15 protein-coding genes and 1 pseudogene are annotated in these 15272 nt (G+C 59.7%); 1 reads left to right on the top strand and 15 read right to left on the bottom strand.

Going from position 1 to position 15272, the window contains the following annotated elements:
• Window positions 1–14: 14 nt before the first annotated feature.
• From Q8O80_RS19885 to Q8O80_RS19830, 13 genes and pseudogenes are all read right to left on the bottom strand, one after another.
• Entirely contained in the window at window positions 15–2579 is a 2565-nt protein-coding gene (locus Q8O80_RS19885) for a putative baseplate assembly protein (protein WP_305582561.1), read from the bottom strand.
• The gene (locus Q8O80_RS19880) at window positions 2576–2935 is read right to left on the bottom strand and encodes a GPW/gp25 family protein (protein ID WP_305582559.1); all 360 of its coding nucleotides are present in this window, start codon (window positions 2933–2935) and stop codon (window positions 2576–2578) included. Before Q8O80_RS19880 ends, Q8O80_RS19885 begins: the two co-directional genes overlap by 4 nt.
• Window positions 2936–2942: 7 nt before the next feature.
• Window positions 2943–3266 (bottom strand): PAAR-like protein, encoded by a 324-nt coding sequence (locus Q8O80_RS19875; protein WP_305582557.1) that lies wholly within the window; start codon window positions 3264–3266, stop codon window positions 2943–2945.
• An 18-nt stretch (window positions 3267–3284) separates the two neighbouring features.
• On the bottom strand, window positions 3285–3830 hold the full coding sequence (locus Q8O80_RS19870) for a phage baseplate assembly protein V (protein ID WP_305582555.1): 546 nt from the start codon (window positions 3828–3830) through the stop codon (window positions 3285–3287).
• Window positions 3827–4954 (bottom strand): hypothetical protein, encoded by a 1128-nt coding sequence (locus Q8O80_RS19865; RefSeq protein WP_305582553.1) that lies wholly within the window; start codon window positions 4952–4954, stop codon window positions 3827–3829. Before Q8O80_RS19865 ends, Q8O80_RS19870 begins: the two co-directional genes overlap by 4 nt.
• Window positions 4944–5279: a hypothetical protein gene (locus tag Q8O80_RS19860; protein WP_305582551.1), complete on the bottom strand. Its 336-nt coding sequence runs from the start codon at window positions 5277–5279 to the stop codon at window positions 4944–4946. Before Q8O80_RS19860 ends, Q8O80_RS19865 begins: the two co-directional genes overlap by 11 nt.
• Complete coding sequence (locus Q8O80_RS19855; RefSeq protein ID WP_305582549.1) at window positions 5276–5923, bottom strand: hypothetical protein; 648 nt, start codon at window positions 5921–5923, stop codon at window positions 5276–5278. The genes Q8O80_RS19860 and Q8O80_RS19855 overlap by 4 nt, the downstream gene beginning before the upstream one ends.
• 333 nt (window positions 5924–6256) lie before the next feature.
• On the bottom strand, window positions 6257–6607 hold the full coding sequence (locus tag Q8O80_RS19850; RefSeq protein WP_305582547.1) for a hypothetical protein: 351 nt from the start codon (window positions 6605–6607) through the stop codon (window positions 6257–6259).
• 101 nt (window positions 6608–6708) lie between these two features.
• Window positions 6709–7803 carry a peptidoglycan-binding protein gene (locus Q8O80_RS19845; protein WP_305582545.1) on the bottom strand — a complete coding sequence of 365 codons (1095 nt, stop codon included), beginning with the start codon at window positions 7801–7803 and terminating at the stop codon, window positions 6709–6711.
• An 18-nt stretch (window positions 7804–7821) separates the two neighbouring features.
• Window positions 7822–8271, bottom strand: a pseudogene (locus Q8O80_RS21635) (DUF4157 domain-containing protein); the annotation flags it as partial.
• A gap of 193 nt (window positions 8272–8464) precedes the next feature.
• Window positions 8465–9658 carry a DUF4157 domain-containing protein gene (locus Q8O80_RS19840; RefSeq protein ID WP_305582543.1) on the bottom strand — a complete coding sequence of 398 codons (1194 nt, stop codon included), beginning with the start codon at window positions 9656–9658 and terminating at the stop codon, window positions 8465–8467.
• 519 nt (window positions 9659–10177) lie between these two features.
• Window positions 10178–10339, bottom strand: a complete 162-nt coding sequence (locus Q8O80_RS19835; RefSeq protein ID WP_305582541.1) for a hypothetical protein — start codon at window positions 10337–10339, stop codon at window positions 10178–10180.
• A gap of 332 nt (window positions 10340–10671) precedes the next feature.
• The gene (locus Q8O80_RS19830; RefSeq protein WP_305582539.1) at window positions 10672–12498 is read right to left on the bottom strand and encodes a DUF4157 domain-containing protein; all 1827 of its coding nucleotides are present in this window, start codon (window positions 12496–12498) and stop codon (window positions 10672–10674) included.
• Here Q8O80_RS19830 and Q8O80_RS19825 point away from each other — a divergent pair.
• On the top strand, window positions 12478–12801 hold the full coding sequence (locus Q8O80_RS19825; protein ID WP_305582537.1) for a hypothetical protein: 324 nt from the start codon (window positions 12478–12480) through the stop codon (window positions 12799–12801). The two genes, Q8O80_RS19830 and Q8O80_RS19825, sit on opposite strands and share 21 nt — an antisense overlap.
• 103 nt (window positions 12802–12904) lie before the next feature.
• On the opposite strand, the gene Q8O80_RS19820 is transcribed toward Q8O80_RS19825, so the two are convergent.
• Both Q8O80_RS19820 and Q8O80_RS19815 read right to left on the bottom strand, forming a co-directional pair.
• Entirely contained in the window at window positions 12905–14032 is a 1128-nt protein-coding gene (locus tag Q8O80_RS19820) for a DUF4157 domain-containing protein (protein ID WP_305582535.1), read from the bottom strand.
• Between the two features lie 101 nt (window positions 14033–14133).
• Window positions 14134–15272 (bottom strand): DUF4157 domain-containing protein (locus Q8O80_RS19815; protein ID WP_305582533.1); only part of this gene is annotated, 1139 nt, incomplete at its 5' end.

The following is a 15272-nucleotide window of genomic DNA, read 5'->3' as shown; positions in this document are numbered from 1 at the left end:
ACAGCAGTTGGTCTTCATCGTCCACCTCTCATATCGACCCGGAGCCTGCCGTTCTCCGGAAAGCTCGGGTCATTGTCCAGCCGGGCAATTTCCAGCGAGCCAAGCGGCAATACGCCATTCTCGATTTCGCCGTTGGCGGGTTCATATATCCGCTGCAGCTTGGTGACATTGACGCTTTCCACGCCCGGAACCGCCTGTGCGGCGGCCACCAGCGCGCTCAGATAAATTCCATCGCCGAAGCTCATGTTGTCGGCGTGGAACATCCCAAGCCTGCCGTCGGTCAATCGCCTGTTGCTGAAGACTTCCAGCAGGGCGGCTTTGACGTGGCCGCGCAAATAGCTGGGCAGGACACACATGATCAGCTCAATGTCGAGCGGCACGCGGCGCGCCGATTTCACCACCAGGTTATGGCCGATGCGCCGGTAGCGATGTAACCTTCCCGTAATTTCCTCAAGCAGCGCCGGATCGGCTTCCTCTTTTCCCAAGGGATCGACCGCCACCAGCATTTCGTACCAGCTACCGTTCCAGCGCAGGGTCGCGGCGGCGCGCTCCACGCGGTTGCCGAATTCCCGCAGAACGATGGCGGCGTAATCTTCCGCTGTAATCGCCCGCTCCAGGCGCTGCCTAAATGCATGAGGGGCGAAGAGCTTGGCCTCAGCCATGGGTTCGGGCGCGGTTCCGCCGCGAGCCGCTAAGGGATTGCGGATCGAGAGTACGCCGCCGCTCAACGTGAGCATTCGCGTGACCAGATGCGCGATGGTTCCTGCGCCGACATTGCCGCTCGGTCCATTGCCCACACGGTAGTCCGCACGAAAGGCCGTTCCCGCGTCCGGCCGCTGCCCCAGTTCGTCGTCGCCGAAACGGAGGTGGGCGCGACGATCGTTATCCATTTCCACAACGAAGTGAAGATCCGGGTTGTGGCTGCTCAACAAGTCCCGTTGCGCGGACCAGTCTACCGATGCGGCGTTGGGGAGAGTGCCAGTCAGCATCACCTGCGGCAACGCCTGCCGCACGTCTTGAACGAGCATCCGCGAAGCGGAGATGCCAGGCGTCAATGGCTCGCTAAAGGTCAACGGCGCTTCCTTCAGGACAGGGCGATAGCGCTCCGGTACGATCACGGTGTCGGCGACATTGCCGGCGCAGTCGCATGTTTCGATGGTTTCCTTGACCAGCACGGGGTCCAGGTCTTCCGCTAAGTGCTGGCCGTGATTCACCAGGATGAGATTGCCGCGCGCGGCGCTGATCTTCTCGATGACTTCGCATTCTGGCGGAGGCCCCAGCACCGACAGACACAGCGGAAACGGCAGAGCGTCTTCTTCCGCCCAGGTGATCTCGGTGAGGGCGAGGTCAGGAAAGAGCGGATCGTCAACTGGTGTGATTCCAGTGATCCGTACGGCATGGCAGCGCTTCGGATCAGCGTCCGCCGGATTGCCGGTCTTCGGGCCGATGATTTCTTCGAGAATCAGCACGTCCCCAGGTTTCAGATGAAGTTCTGGATTCGCAGGAGTTTCCGCAAGAATCGCCGTGTCACTCCCATACTCTTTTTCCCCCGGTTCACAAGCAGGTGGCTCATTGGGGGACGGCTCCTCGATCCATTGACCAATCAGGGTCGCTGCCTTTGCGCCGCGCGGCAAACAGCATTCCTTATCGCCCCAGGTGTAAAAGTGGATTTCGTGCTGCCCCGGATAGAGCTTGATTTCCGCAGCGGTCATCGGCTCGAAAATTTCGTAGCCGCCTGACGGCAATTTGCCTAGCTCTTCGTCCTTCACCACCCAGTCCAAATTTGCAACTTCAGTAATGAAGTAAATGTCGCGCGGAGGGAGTGTCACCACACTGTCAGTTTCGATACACACCCAGGTTCGCGCGTTACAGCCTTCGTGCAGCACGTAATCCACCAGGCGCGCATGGCGGCGCACTGAAATGCGCTGCCGCGCGGTATCGAGATACGCCTCCGTCGCCACGGCATCCTGGTAGTAGCTGAGGTGGTCGCCCGCATAAGCCAGCACTTCCACTAGAGCGATGCCCAAGTCGGGCACGTGGCGTTCTTGCCACTCCGGCATCACCAGCGCCAGCCGGTCCAGAATCAGTTGCCGGAAGCTGGCGTAGTCTTTGGCCAGATAGTTGATCTCCGGCTCTTCAAGCTTCTCAGGCGGACAGACGGGGTCCTGCTTGCAATCGAGATCGCTCGGGCAATCCACCTTGAAGCTGAAATCGGCACGGTCATAGCGAGGATCGAACGAGGGGTGGGGTTGATAGTCGCCATGCTCATCCCGAATCACCACCCGGAGGGTGTAAGTTGAGAAATCCCCCTCCTTATCGGTGACGACTTCCATGGAATCGTCCAGCTCGGCCATTTCGGTTCGGGTAACCTTGACCTCCTTGACCTTGATATCTCGAATCCGTCGGCCGCCTTCAATGACGACGTTGGATGGTTCGAGCGACACCGGCGCCTTGCCCAGGAAGTAAACCGTCAGCGTGCGCTGGTCCGACCCTACTTCTAGATAATCGAGGCCGTTGAGCCGGATATGCTGACGCACCGCCTCACGCCGCTGTTCGCTCAGGCAGATCAAGGAATTCATGGCGTGCTCCGCGTAAAGGTCGCGACGCGGGTTTCCTGCGTACGCCGGACCTGGTATTTCACGCCCACGCTCAGGGTTGCCTCTGCGCTTGTGACTTCGATTGCCTGTACGTCAATCACATCGCTGAGCCAGCGCTGGAGTCCTGCCTGGACGGTGAACTGCACAGCCGTCGCCAGCTCCGGGCTGTTGGGGGCGAAGACCATTTGGAGCAGTCCGCTGCCGAAATCCGGGCGGTTCACCCGCTCGCCAGCGTTGGTGAAAAGGAACTGCTCGATCATGTCGCGGATGTGGTCGTCGTCAGTGGTCGAAGCCGTACGTCCGCGATTGTCGAAATGAAAGGGAAAGTCGATATTCATGGAATCCTCACGTCGCGCTCACGCGCGTCTGGGTTACCGTGATGATCAGGGGCGTCCCTGTCGGGGCGCAGATCGCCTGGCTCGACTGCACCAGCAGCGGCTGACCGTTGGATAACACCCGGGTCGTGCCGCTCAGCCATTGCGCGGTGACGCAGGGGCCATTGGCAGCGGGCGGCGGCGGAAACGTGCAGCCCGCCACAACATAGGGCGCCGTCATCAGCACCGTCGGCTGCCCGCTCACCGTCACCCGTGGGTTGGGAACCGTCGGCGTCGCTTGCCCCGCGTGGGAGCACAGCACCGTCGCGCCTACGTGAACCAGAAAACCCGGCATTGCTTATCCCTCCCAGGGTTAAATGACCACCAGTGCCCCGTTGTTTATAGTGACCGTGGGGCCGATCAACGTAATCATCGCCCCCTTGCCGTTATTGATATAAATCCCCGAATCATTCACCACCAGCATAGCCCCCGTCGTGCTTTTCAACATGATGCCCCCGGTCGCCGGCGTCGGGGCGGAGTCGCTGATCAGCACCAAGTTTTGCAACGTGGTCTGGATAGCGATGTTCTGCCCCGGCGGAATCGGCGGCGGCGCCAGGGCCAAGGGCGGCACGTCGGCTGTGCTTTCCCAGCGCCCGCCTGTCCAGATCGGCTTGTTAGGATCACCCTGCTCGAATTCGACCCATACCGCCGCGCCTATGGGCGGAACCACGAACATGCCCGCCGCGGCGCCGGTCATGCCTGAAAACGGCGCGCAACATTCGGCCCAACTGCTGGGGATAAGGCTTAACACATCCGGCACCATCACTTGCAGGCGGCCACGCTGCTCGGGGTCGATGTTCTGTATCACCGTGCCCCGATACTTACCCCAAAATTTTTGCGATCCGTTCGTATCAGTCATGCCATGACCACCGGTGTGTTGGAAATTAAACCGTCGCGCGATAGATCGAAGCTCTGTTTGTACTCGCCCTGCTTGATGTTGTGGGTCACGCTATCCACATAGTACAGACCATCGTAAGCCACGCCGGTGCCGCGTACACCCACCAGCGTCCTGGCACGGAGAATTTGCCCATAGCGCAGCACGTTAAGACTGCCACTACCCGTGATGGCCGCCGAGGATTGAATACCGCGCGCTATTGCCTGTTTGAGCGCCTCATCGAACGGCAAAGCGGCGGAAGTGCGGTCGAAGACAATCTTGGCCGGCGGCGTGGGGCGCGCCCCAAGCGGTGGCTTGAAAATGTTGATGTCCGGCATCGGCACAGGCACCGGAACTCTCCCGGTGATCGGATCGAGTACGTTGATAATCTCGACCCTTTTCCGGAGCCCATCGAGGCTGAAGCTCAACGACTCCACATTCGTATGCGCATCCATGTTGACACTCAATGCCGCTTGCGGCAGCGGCACACGGATATCGGGGCCGAAGTAGGCAATGCTCTGCCCCGGCAGCGGGCCAGGTTCAATGTAGAACACATACCCATTTTGGCTGGCGAGCGTGCGGATGTGTTGCAGATCCGTGTCAGTTTGCGTGATCCAACCATCGAGCGGCGTTCTGACCGTAGACAGAAAAGGCGGCACGACCACCGGAACCATGCCCAGGAACGCGTACTTAGCCAAAATGAGATTGACCTGCGCGATGTCGGGCATGGCCGGGTAACTCAGGGTGATTTGGATCAGATCCATCACGACCGTCAGATCTTCCCCGGTAATGGTCAGGGTCGATTTTCCTGGCTCGCTGCTTGGTTGTATCTCTTGCCGGGTCACGAAACCGTCAATCAGTACATTGGGAATGCCATTCATGGTCGCGAGGATGACCACTCGAGTCACGATAGGATCGAAATACCCTGCTGGCAGCAGCGCGAGTTGCAGCAACGAGGTTTTACCGATAGTGAACGTCAACTGAAAACCGCTGCGATCTCCCGAGGTATTGACCTGCACGCTCTGCAACGCCTCCAGCACCGGCGGCGGCACGGGGATCGGCACTGAGGGTCCGATGAGCAGCGTGAGATACAGGCCGTTAACCAACATTCGGGATCCCCGGGATGCCTTCCGGCATGGTAATGCGGAGCCGGCGGCCAATCTCTGCCGTCAGCTCCGGTGGATTCATCGCATTGTTGGCATCGCAAATGCGCCAGAACTGAAGCGGGTCTCCCAGGTAACGCGCGGTGATGTTATCCAGGCGCTCGCCTTGCGTGACCACGTGCTCCTGCAGCAAAGTAAAGCGATCCAGCGACGGCACAAAGCGCCGTTTGAGATAGATCAGTTCGGTATCGTCCGCCTGGGTCAACCTGGCTGTTTCGATGTTGTGGTAACGGCTGTTGGGCGGAAATAACAAGCTGCGTGTCGGATTCATAGACGTAACCCCGTTGCGACGTTTTGCGCACTATTGACGACGTTCATCGTCGCCATGATTTCTTTGGCCATTTGATGGGCCAGGAACAGCCAGTGGCCGGGATGCAGGACACCGAGGTCCTGATAGCTCAGAACGCTGAGGGACAACTCGGCTTTGGCGCGGATCGGGTTGAGCAACGGATCGTAGGCTTCTTCCGTGATACTGAAGCTGCTCAAACGCACCGGCAGCACCCGCTGCGGTCCCCACACAAACAGAATGAACGGGCCTTCCATCGGCAAAATCTCGATGGTGCCGATGAGAGACAGTATCTTATTAGCGATCACCAGAGCGCTTTTCGGATACAGCATCATCTCCAGCGCCGACAGGGTAGGATAGATGCCCATGGTCACGGCCAATGGATGGGCCTGTTCCAGTTGGTCGGTGGCGTCGATTTCTATACTGAGCGTAATGGTTTCCTTGGGCGGCCCGGTCAAACGCTGCGCCTCGCCCCGATCCCCGTCGCCGCTTGCCGCGCGCGCTTCAAGCCGCCGCGTCATAGTGTCCGGGTTGTACTGAAACACCACCACGCTGGCGAGGGGATTAAAGATATCCACGCCGACGAGAGCGCCTTTAATCAAGCGAGGCGAGTTAGGAAAACTGGTCATGGTTTACATCCCTACAAGGTTCTTAGTAATCTTCTGCTGGATTCTCTGAAAACACGGCTCTTTCCGCATCTGAATTCCACTCCGACCTTTTGCCGGTTGGAAATATATCGAGCCTGGCCCTTTTCTCGGGCCGAATATATGGACCATGGCCCCCCTTTTACGCTCACTCATTCTATTGCTCATAATCCCTTGTGGTAAGATAAAAAGAATGCAGCAACAAATTTGATTTGCTGCCGGCAGCTTAAAAAATTGTCGTTCCGCGTAGGCAAAGTCCAGAAACAATGCGGACAGTTAGGCAGTATCATGATAGTTTCCATCTCACGATGTGTCTGTTTAGTTTCTTGGAATTCGGCGCTCGAACACGATGGGCGACAGTGCCTGTAGCTCAGCACCGTTCACGCTTAATCGCAGGCCTACGGCACTGGACGCGCCGAAACGAGAATCGTATGCAACCTTGGGAAAGCCCAGCATGAACGTCACAGTCGCCTCCGCGTCGATCCTGAAGCTCGCCGGATTTACCATCCGGTCTTGATCGAGATCGAACACGGTGATGCCGGCGAGTGGCTGCCGGTGCCCACCGAGTTCCAACCAGCCCGATTCCACGGAGGCCGTCACGGCGACGGCCTCATGGTTTTCCAGGCGGAACCGTCCGTGGCCCACCGAAGGATCGGCGACATAGCTCACGGTGACCGTCTCTCCGATGAGCTGGGGGCCTGAGTGGTGTGCGGTTATCATTTCGTGATTACCTCCAACAGTGAGAAGTCCAAGCGCAAGGATCACCGCTCTCACGGGCAAGTCCACCCCGCAGTAGGATGGGTCACCTCGGCGACAGTCGTCATCGGGCCCGGAACCTTCTCGCCAACTGCGGCCGGCCGAGTGTAGATGCTACCGTCGGGACGTCTCACCCGCACATGCCCAGGAGCGACTGCTTTGCCGATGATCTCATCGCCTGGCGCGCCCGTCGGTACCCCAGGATACGTAGCGGCGACGAAAGCCTCGACCTTGGCCGGATCGGCAAACTGCCTTCCCCGTGGGTCCGTGGTTCGAAGGGGAGGCCGTCCCCCCAAACCCATCGCGATACTGAATTCCTCCCCGATGCGATACGCGTATGACTCCCTCGCCCTAGTCGTCCCGTGAGTTGTGGGCTGCTCGGCGTGAAGCACTTCGTGATAGAGCGTCTCAGACATCTCCTCACAAGAAGAGTTGAGAACCCCAATTTCGGTTCCGGTGTTGAACCCCCCGCCGGGGAACGGATCAAGGACCCAAGCAGCCCCATCCCACCGCTCATCCGCCCACGAAATGCTATCAAAGGACTTGAGGGTGATGCGTGTCTTCAAGACGTCGATCGTGTGCGGGCTCCATGGACACAGTACCGAACGAACGCAGGTTTCGGTCCAAGGCGCGGAACGCGCCGCCGCTATGGGTAGCACGGGGGTTCCGAACCTCGCATCGAGAGCCGCCATCGTTTTCTCCCCAACTTTGCCGTCGTCTACGAGAGGCGGATGGTCTCTCTGGAATGCCTTCACGGCAGCTTCAGTCTCATTGCCAAAGTCGCCGTCGGCGCCAGCGGCCGGCAGAGGATAACCGAGATCGTACAACGCCTGCTGGATAGCCTGCACACCACGACCTGAGCTGCCTTTGCGGATCACTGTCTCATCATCGAAGGCCGCCTCCAAGTCCACCAGAAGCGAGAAGCGTGGCGAGGTCAGATCATGGCCGTCGCCTATTGTCCGTTGTAACACGCCTGTGACATTTGTAATACCGGGATGCCTGAGGTGGTTTGCAGTCTCAGTTGTATTTGTGAGGGCATCGGCAATCCTATCAGCCTCGCGTTCGCCAGCATCACCTGGACTACTCGTAGTTAATTTGGTTTGTGACACAATGTTTCCCGAGCTTTGCTGCAATACGTGTGTTAGCTCATGCGCCAACAGCCTTTGCCCTTGGCTCGTCGCCGGCACATACTGCCCGGTGCCAAACACTACTTCCCGCCCAACTGTATATGCTAAGGCATTCATCGCCCGCGCGGATTCTGCCGCCTTCGCATCTGTGTGCGTGCGTACATGGCTGAAGTCATGACCGAAGCGCGGCTCCATGAAAGTCCTCGTCTCCGCATCGAGAGGTAGCCCCGTCGAGTTCAACACTTCATGCACTATGGGTGGAACTCCATTTATAGTCTGATTGCTGACGGCTGACCGCTGTAAGCTATTTCCCTGCTTCTTACTGCATTGGGCACATGCATTACCGCCTATAGTTTGAGTGCCGCAGGCGCATTTACGGTGTAACAACCCGCTTGGCGCCGGAGTGAAAGAGAAATTTGCAGGTGCTATCCCCTGCCGTTGCGCGTTCATATCATTCCTTCAAGGTTGTCAAACATGGTTTCAGAATTATATCGATCCTGGCCCCTTTGAGCTGTCATGGGATTCTCTGAGAAACGGCTAGTCGCATCCTAACTTCACTCCGACCTTTTGCCGTTGCAATATATCGAGCCTCGCCCCTTTGATTTCCCCTTTTGATTTCTGTCATCTCCCCTACGCGAGATCCTCAGAACCTTAATTCGAGGAGTGGCTTCAGCGGCACGATCTGCAGCTCCGCCGGCACCAGCGTCGCGGCCTCGAATGGCGTGCGAATGACCTCGGTCGCCCTAGTGGCCAAGAGGGCAGCCTCCGGCCGCGGCAGGGCTGTCTGCATTTGTTTGATGAGCGGCTGGTGCTGGGGCAGTTCCCTGGCGATCTCAGCCATGCGATCAAGGCCGGACAGGATCTGGAAATCGCCCTTAGCGTTCAGGTGGTTGCCACGGTATTGCAGGCGCAGCAGCGCGTTCCGGTCGCGCAGCATGGCGAAGTAGTTCTCGACGATCAGCCCCTGCTGCTCCGGCGTGAATTCGAAGAACGACGCACCGGGAGCGATCTGATAATCGTAGGCGGCGTTGCGGCTCCCGGTGCGGATGGTGCCCGCAATCTGCGTCGCCAGCGAGACCGAAATGTAGCTCGTGCCGCCGTGCTGGTACTGCCACACGTGGGTCAACTCGTGGATCAGGGTCTGGGCCATGTACTCGTCGGCGATGGTGAACTTCTCCGGGACCCGGATCGTGTTGGCGACAGTTCGGTACTCCAGGATGCCAGTCGGGATTAGTCGTACGCGGGAGTAGTCAATGCTCGCGCCGAAGACGCCGCGGGCCAGCCGGAGCTCGGCCGCGCCCAGGGGCCGCCCCACCAGCCCAGCCTGCACGGCGCTCGCCTGAGTGACGAACTCCTCGAACACTGGCGAGCGCACACTTATGGGCGAAGGTATACCGTGCACTTGACGCTGCAGCGAAGGGCCAACGCAGCGGTTGGAAGCCGAAACAACTATCTGTTGTCCCGTCACTAGGTCCGCTGCGGCCTGATCAGCTTCAACTTCAGCTTCTTGATTGACTGATAGTGAATTGCTTGCCATCTGGCTACCCTGCTCTTGCTTGGCATTGGCGCTTTGTTGAACCGAGTGAGCGAGCTCATGTGCGAGCAACCGTCTACCTGCTATTGTACCTGGTGCATACTGCCCGGAATCAAACACCAGGTCCCGCCCCACCGTATAGGCCAGCGCATTGACCGCCCGTGCTGACTCCGCTGCCTTCGCATCGGCATGCAAGTGCACCTGGCTGAAATCGCGGCCGAAGCGGGGCTCAAAGAAAGCTCTCGTGCCCACGTCGAGCGGCTGGCCAGGCGAGCGCAGCACGTTATGCACGATGGACGGCACGCCGCCCGAGTTTCGAGTTTCGGGTTCCGGGTTTCGAGTTCTCCGCTGAAGCGAGAGGTTCTTCTTGCTGCACTCCGCGCACTCTCCGCCGCTCGTGTGAGTGCCGCAGGCGCACCTGCGCTGGAGCAAGCCCACTCGAACAGGCGTGAAAGAAGGCGCAGGCGCGACTTCAGTCTGGATTTGTGATCGTATGCTCATCCAGTTAACTCTTCGTAGCGTCTACTCGCTCTAAAAGTAGCGCTTCCCTGGCATAGGCCCAGTTGTGGCATTTGAAGCTTCGCAGATCGCGAATCGGGCTTTTGCATTTGTAACAAACCAAGTCGGCGATAGCGCGCGGAGCTTCTGTATTGACGTACTTCTTGTCTCCCAAAATCACTTTCACCAGCATCTCTTTGCGATGCACCTGAGACAATCCGGAAGGGACGATATCCAACCAGTTTGTCTCTCGGCCGCATTTGGGACAATGCCTGGTATCGCCGCTTACCCACGAAGGCGCGCCAATCGTTTTTGGCCCCATACCTAAAATCTTTCAATCTCTCTAACGTCATAATCGTTGGTCACCCACTTTTCCTTGCCCGGCAGCGAATGCGGCGAATCGTAGACTCGCTTAAAAACCTCGGCACTCACCACTCGGGTTGAGGGAGTAACAACCTCTTGTTTTGTGTTCTTTCTTTTTGGCATATTATTGTCTCCTCTTTTGAGGTGATGATAACTTCGTGTGCCACTGATGTTTCGTGAAACGCTTCCGAAGGCCCCCACCCGCACCAACTGCTTGCACCTGCAACGTGCGGCTGAGCGTATCCGGATTGTATTGCAGCGCAATTATGCGCCTAACCGCGGAGGTAACCGGGTCTATCAGCACAATGCCGCCTTTGAGGAGTTTGGGGGAGTTGGGGAAACTACTCATGGTTTACATTCCATCCTTACAAAACAATCCGGAATTTCGGGTTCCATTGATTTCGTACGTGTACAGGCATTGGTATACTCATCCCGTGGTGGGCATTCCTCAATGCTCAGTTGTATTCACACTTATTCTCGAACCGCGCCGGGTTGCGCGGCTCGCCGGATGGGCACTCGGCCTCCGTGCGCGGCTCAGGGGCGGCCGGCCCGAATAACCCCTCGCGCTCCGCCTGGCGGGCGTTGGGTGTGCACTGGGCATCGCCGAAGGGTGTCAGCGAGCCGCCGGTACGCCGCTGTTCCATGCGGGTTTCTTGGCGGGTCTGGCCCAGTTCCACCATGGCGAAACGCAGGTAGCCGAACACGCCTTCCCAGGGGCGCCGTCCGCGCCCGCGAGTACGGATGAACTGCTCAATCGCGACCAGCAGCCGCCGTGCCGCCGGCGAAGTCGCATCGACGCCGAAGAGCCGCAGGCGGTCGGCTGGTTCGGTGACGCGCTCTAGGAGTCGCAGAAACTGATCTGACAGATCCGGATTAGGGATATCGCTGCCGATCAGGAAGGTAGTAACATCTTCGGCGTCGCCGAAGCCAACGTCGAGGATGGTGTCGGCCAAGCGGCTGCCGGGCGCGATCGTTGCCACCCGACCGAACAACTCGCCGCCCGCCGCCGGTTCGGGAATTTGAGCGTCGGCGCCGAGCCTCGCGGCGAGCATCTCGCGCAGCTTCTGTCCACGCGACAGCGAGAGCTGCTCGTTGGGCGTGGGGCGTTCGCGGTTGTCCTCGGGCGAGGCATAGCCGGTCACCGACACGATGCGGGCGCCCGCAGCCATACGCCGCGCCACCTCGTCTAGCATCCGGGTCGACTCGCCGCGCAATACCAAGTCGGGCGTGTCCTTGTTGGTGTCGAGCTGGAAGTAGTAGCGCAGCCGGCTGCGGTCCTCCACGTCGTAGGTGACGGCTTCCTCGTAGTCACGCGGTGGAATATCCTCCAGGCACTCGTACACTACCGGGCAGCGGCATTCGCGGCAGACCTGGTTCTGGACGGCCTGTCCGGGAAGATTGCTGCCGATGGTGAGCACGCCACCGCGCCGCTCGTCCTGCAGGTTGGTTCCGGTGACTCCCACGCGCACCCCGTTGATGTCCACGCCAGCACTGATCCCAGTATTGATCTGGCCGGTCTGGGTTCCGCGGAAGATATCACCACCCACGCCCACCTCCTGTCCGCCGGGCAGGCGGATACGAACGTCCGCGCGACCGCCGACCTGCGGCTCACTGCCGGTGTTGCGTGCCTCGCCCTCGACGCCGACGCGGGCACCGGTGCCGCCTGGGCCGGGGGCCACGTTGACTTCCCCACGGACCGTGGCCCGACCCGTGCTGAAGCTACTCGGTTCGACCTCGCCAGTGAGGCGGGCCGTGACCCGGCCATTGCAGATCTCCAGGGTCACCCCGGGCCGCGGCCGCAGGCGCGCCGAGGCGCTGGTGCGGGTGACGTTGCGGCCGGTGCACTCACACAAATAGCGAGTGACGGCGATGCGCACCTGATCCTCGCCGCGGAGTCCAGCGTCGATAAAGCCAGTGCGTGCGCGACCGCCGCGCTGCTGCGGGCTGTTGAAGTCCGGCTCGGGTTCGCTGTCCACCTCACCCGCGGGCTGACGCCGCAGCGTGGGCTCCGGCATGGAGCGGAGGACCGGAGCCGGACCACCGGCAGCGCCCACGCTCAGTCGCGGACTGACCGCAGCCGTCCCCTGTTGCACCACATGTGTCAACTCATGGGCAAGCAACCTCTTTCCGTCATTCGTCCCCGGCGCGAACCGACCCGCGCCGAACACAACGTTGTGACCTACCGTGTAGGCATGGGCATTCACGTCCCGCGCCGATTGCTCGGCAGCCGCGTCGGAATGCACCCGCACCCGAGAAAAATCGTGGCCGAAACGCTGGCCCATCTCGTGCTGCAACGCTGGATCAAGCGGTCTGCCACCGCTGGCAAGAACGCGATCTACGCTAGCGGGAGCGGTACCATTGTCTCCAGTCGAATGTCCGGTGAATCGCTGGATGCGTGGGGGTGTGCCACTCACGACGGAATGTGCCGGCGCTGTCAGCACCTGATCGGCAACCCGATCGGCTTCCTGTTCCAGCGGATCATGACTTGCCCCAATAGCAAGTTTCCGTTGGAGACGGTTTTTGGTCTTCGCACACTCCGTGCACTTCCCACCTGCCATCGTGTGATTGCCGCAGGAGGCGCATGAGCGCTGCAGCGTTATGGACGGCGACGGCGACATGACTTTTCCCGTCTGAAATGTTTGTGCCTTCATCGTCCTTTCCTTGTCATGCGAGCCGTGATGCGGACACTCATGTCATCACTCCTTCCAGACCCGGGACCGCTTCCGACTCGCGACTCGCCAGCATGCTTGCACCGGGCTCCGCCTCAAGTTCGCCGCGAACCCCAGTCGTTGCACCGCAGTGCCGGTCCTCGTCGCAAGCCACAGGCGCGGCGCGGCCGTCGGTCGTGACATTGGTTCGCGCGCCATTGGAATAATCATAGATACGCTTGGCATTCGGCTCATCCATGCGCACACATCCGTGGCCGATGGGCTGCCCAGTCACTTCGGTGTGTTGATGCAGGGCAATCCCACGAGACGAGTACCAGGGCTGGATCGGCGTCCACCATTTCCACCCGTTGTGCTCTTCCAGCGGCGTCCCAGTCCAGAAATTGTTTCCGTAGTAGGTACAGCACGCGCCCACCCGATCCGGCCGATTCCAGGGCGGCGCGCATTGGGTCAGGGGATCGCTGCAACAGTTGCGCGTGCAGGTTCCAGGTGGATCACCCGGGTCGCCGTAGCCTTTGCCAGTGGAGACGGTAAAGTGGTCACTACCAGTCGCATCCACAGGTGGCGTGCCCTCCCATTCCAGTTCGGCCGTCTGCGGCGGCGTCAGGTGGACCGTGACCTTCTTGATGAAGGGTGCGGCGCGCCTTTGGAGCGTTCCACTCGCTGACTGAAGGACGCCGATCGGGCGCCCGGTCAACGCGGCATCGGCTACCGCATCGGCGTTAGCTTCCGCGGCTGACGACTCGCTCGCCGGGCTCAGACTACTCGAGCTATTAACCATCCCTTGTTGCACCACGTGAGTGAGCTCGTGCGCCAATAATCGCCGTCCCACAGCGGTTCCCGGTTCGTACTGCGTAGTGCCAAACGCAACATTATGTCCAACGGTATAGGCCAGCGCATTGACCGCTCGCGCCGACGCTGCTGCTTTAGTATCGGTATGCACCCGCACACTACTGAAGTCATGCCCAAAGCGCGGCTCCATAAAGGCACGCGTGGCGGCGTCGAGCGGCTGACCCGGCGAGCGCAATACTTCGTGGACGATGGCCGGGATTTTCCCCTCACCTGCCATCTTTCTCCCGCTAGATGAGAGGGACGCGCGCTGCAAGGACTGATTCTTCTTGCTGCACTCCGAGCACTCGCCACCCGCCATTATGTGGCTCCCGCAGGCACACTTTCGCTGCAGCACGCCGCTTCTCATGGCCGCGAAGTGGGGGTCGGCTGAGAAACTCATCTGGGTTTGAACTTTCGAAATCAAAAGACTGGTCCTCCCTCCGTCCGAACTTCACCTTCGCATCCTCGACCTGAATCAAAAAGCTCTCTCAGCTTGTCCATTCTTTCACGGCTGAAACAGACCCTGGGATCTGGAATCCAGGGCGCTTTGCTGGAATCCAAGCTTCGCTCGCTTCCTGGAATGTGACCACGATGAGCCAGCGCGACTGATTGCCATCGCGTTTCACTAAGTGCGCATTGGGTAATAGCCAATTCGCCTTCCTCAGATAGCGGCGCGTACTCTTTTCCAAAAACGCACTCCTTGACGCATCGAAGCACGAACATATTCACGATGTCGTTCGCCGTTGGTTGATGGCGAAAACGAGATCGCTCCTGGTGAAAATATAGGCGTATGTACTTGAGCCGATCTTCAAGTCGTCTGGCTCTCTCGAACCTAGAAATCGGCGGCTCTTTCTCTAATCGGCTTAACACTCTCACTCCACTGCAATCGCGTACGTATGCTTCATAAAGTGCCCGCTCGGTCGCTTCCATTGCTTCCCGGTGGGGTAGAGGACTGCGGCTATCTGGACGCCTAGGAGATCTTCTTAGCAGGTTTCGACCGTGCGCTTCCCTGTGGGAAATAGGGGACAGACCACGTTTGTCATTGCATTGACCGAGACGAATTCCATTTGAACCCGTCTGCTGCACCACATGCGTCAGCTCATGGGCAATCAGCCGCCGTCCCTCGTGGGTCCCCGGCGCGAACAGGCCCGCACCGAACACAATGTTGTGCCCTACGGCGTAGGCATGGGCGTTCACGTCCCGCGCCGATTGCTCGGCAGCCGCGCCGGAATGCACCCGCACTCGGGAAAAGTCGTGGCCGAAGCGCTGCTCCATGTCTTGCCGCAGTACCGGCTCCAGCGGCCTGCCGGGACTGGCAAGGGTCTGGTCTACACTGGCGGGCGCGGTATCCATCTGACCGGTCGGTTGTCCTGCAAAGCGCTGGATGTACAGTGGTGCGCCGCTAACTACGGAATGTGCCGGCGTTGCCAACACTTGATCCGCGACCCGGTCCGCTTCCCGTTCCAGCGGATCACTACTCGCGCCAATAGCAAGCTTCCGTTGTATACCAGTCTTGTGCTTCGCACACTCCGCACACTCCCCACTTGCAACCGTGTGAT

This window comes from Devosia sp. (genome assembly GCF_030689745.1).
GTDB lineage: Bacteria > Pseudomonadota > Alphaproteobacteria > Rhizobiales > Devosiaceae > Devosia > Devosia alba.
This window is presented reverse-complemented; position numbering and strand designations above follow the sequence as displayed.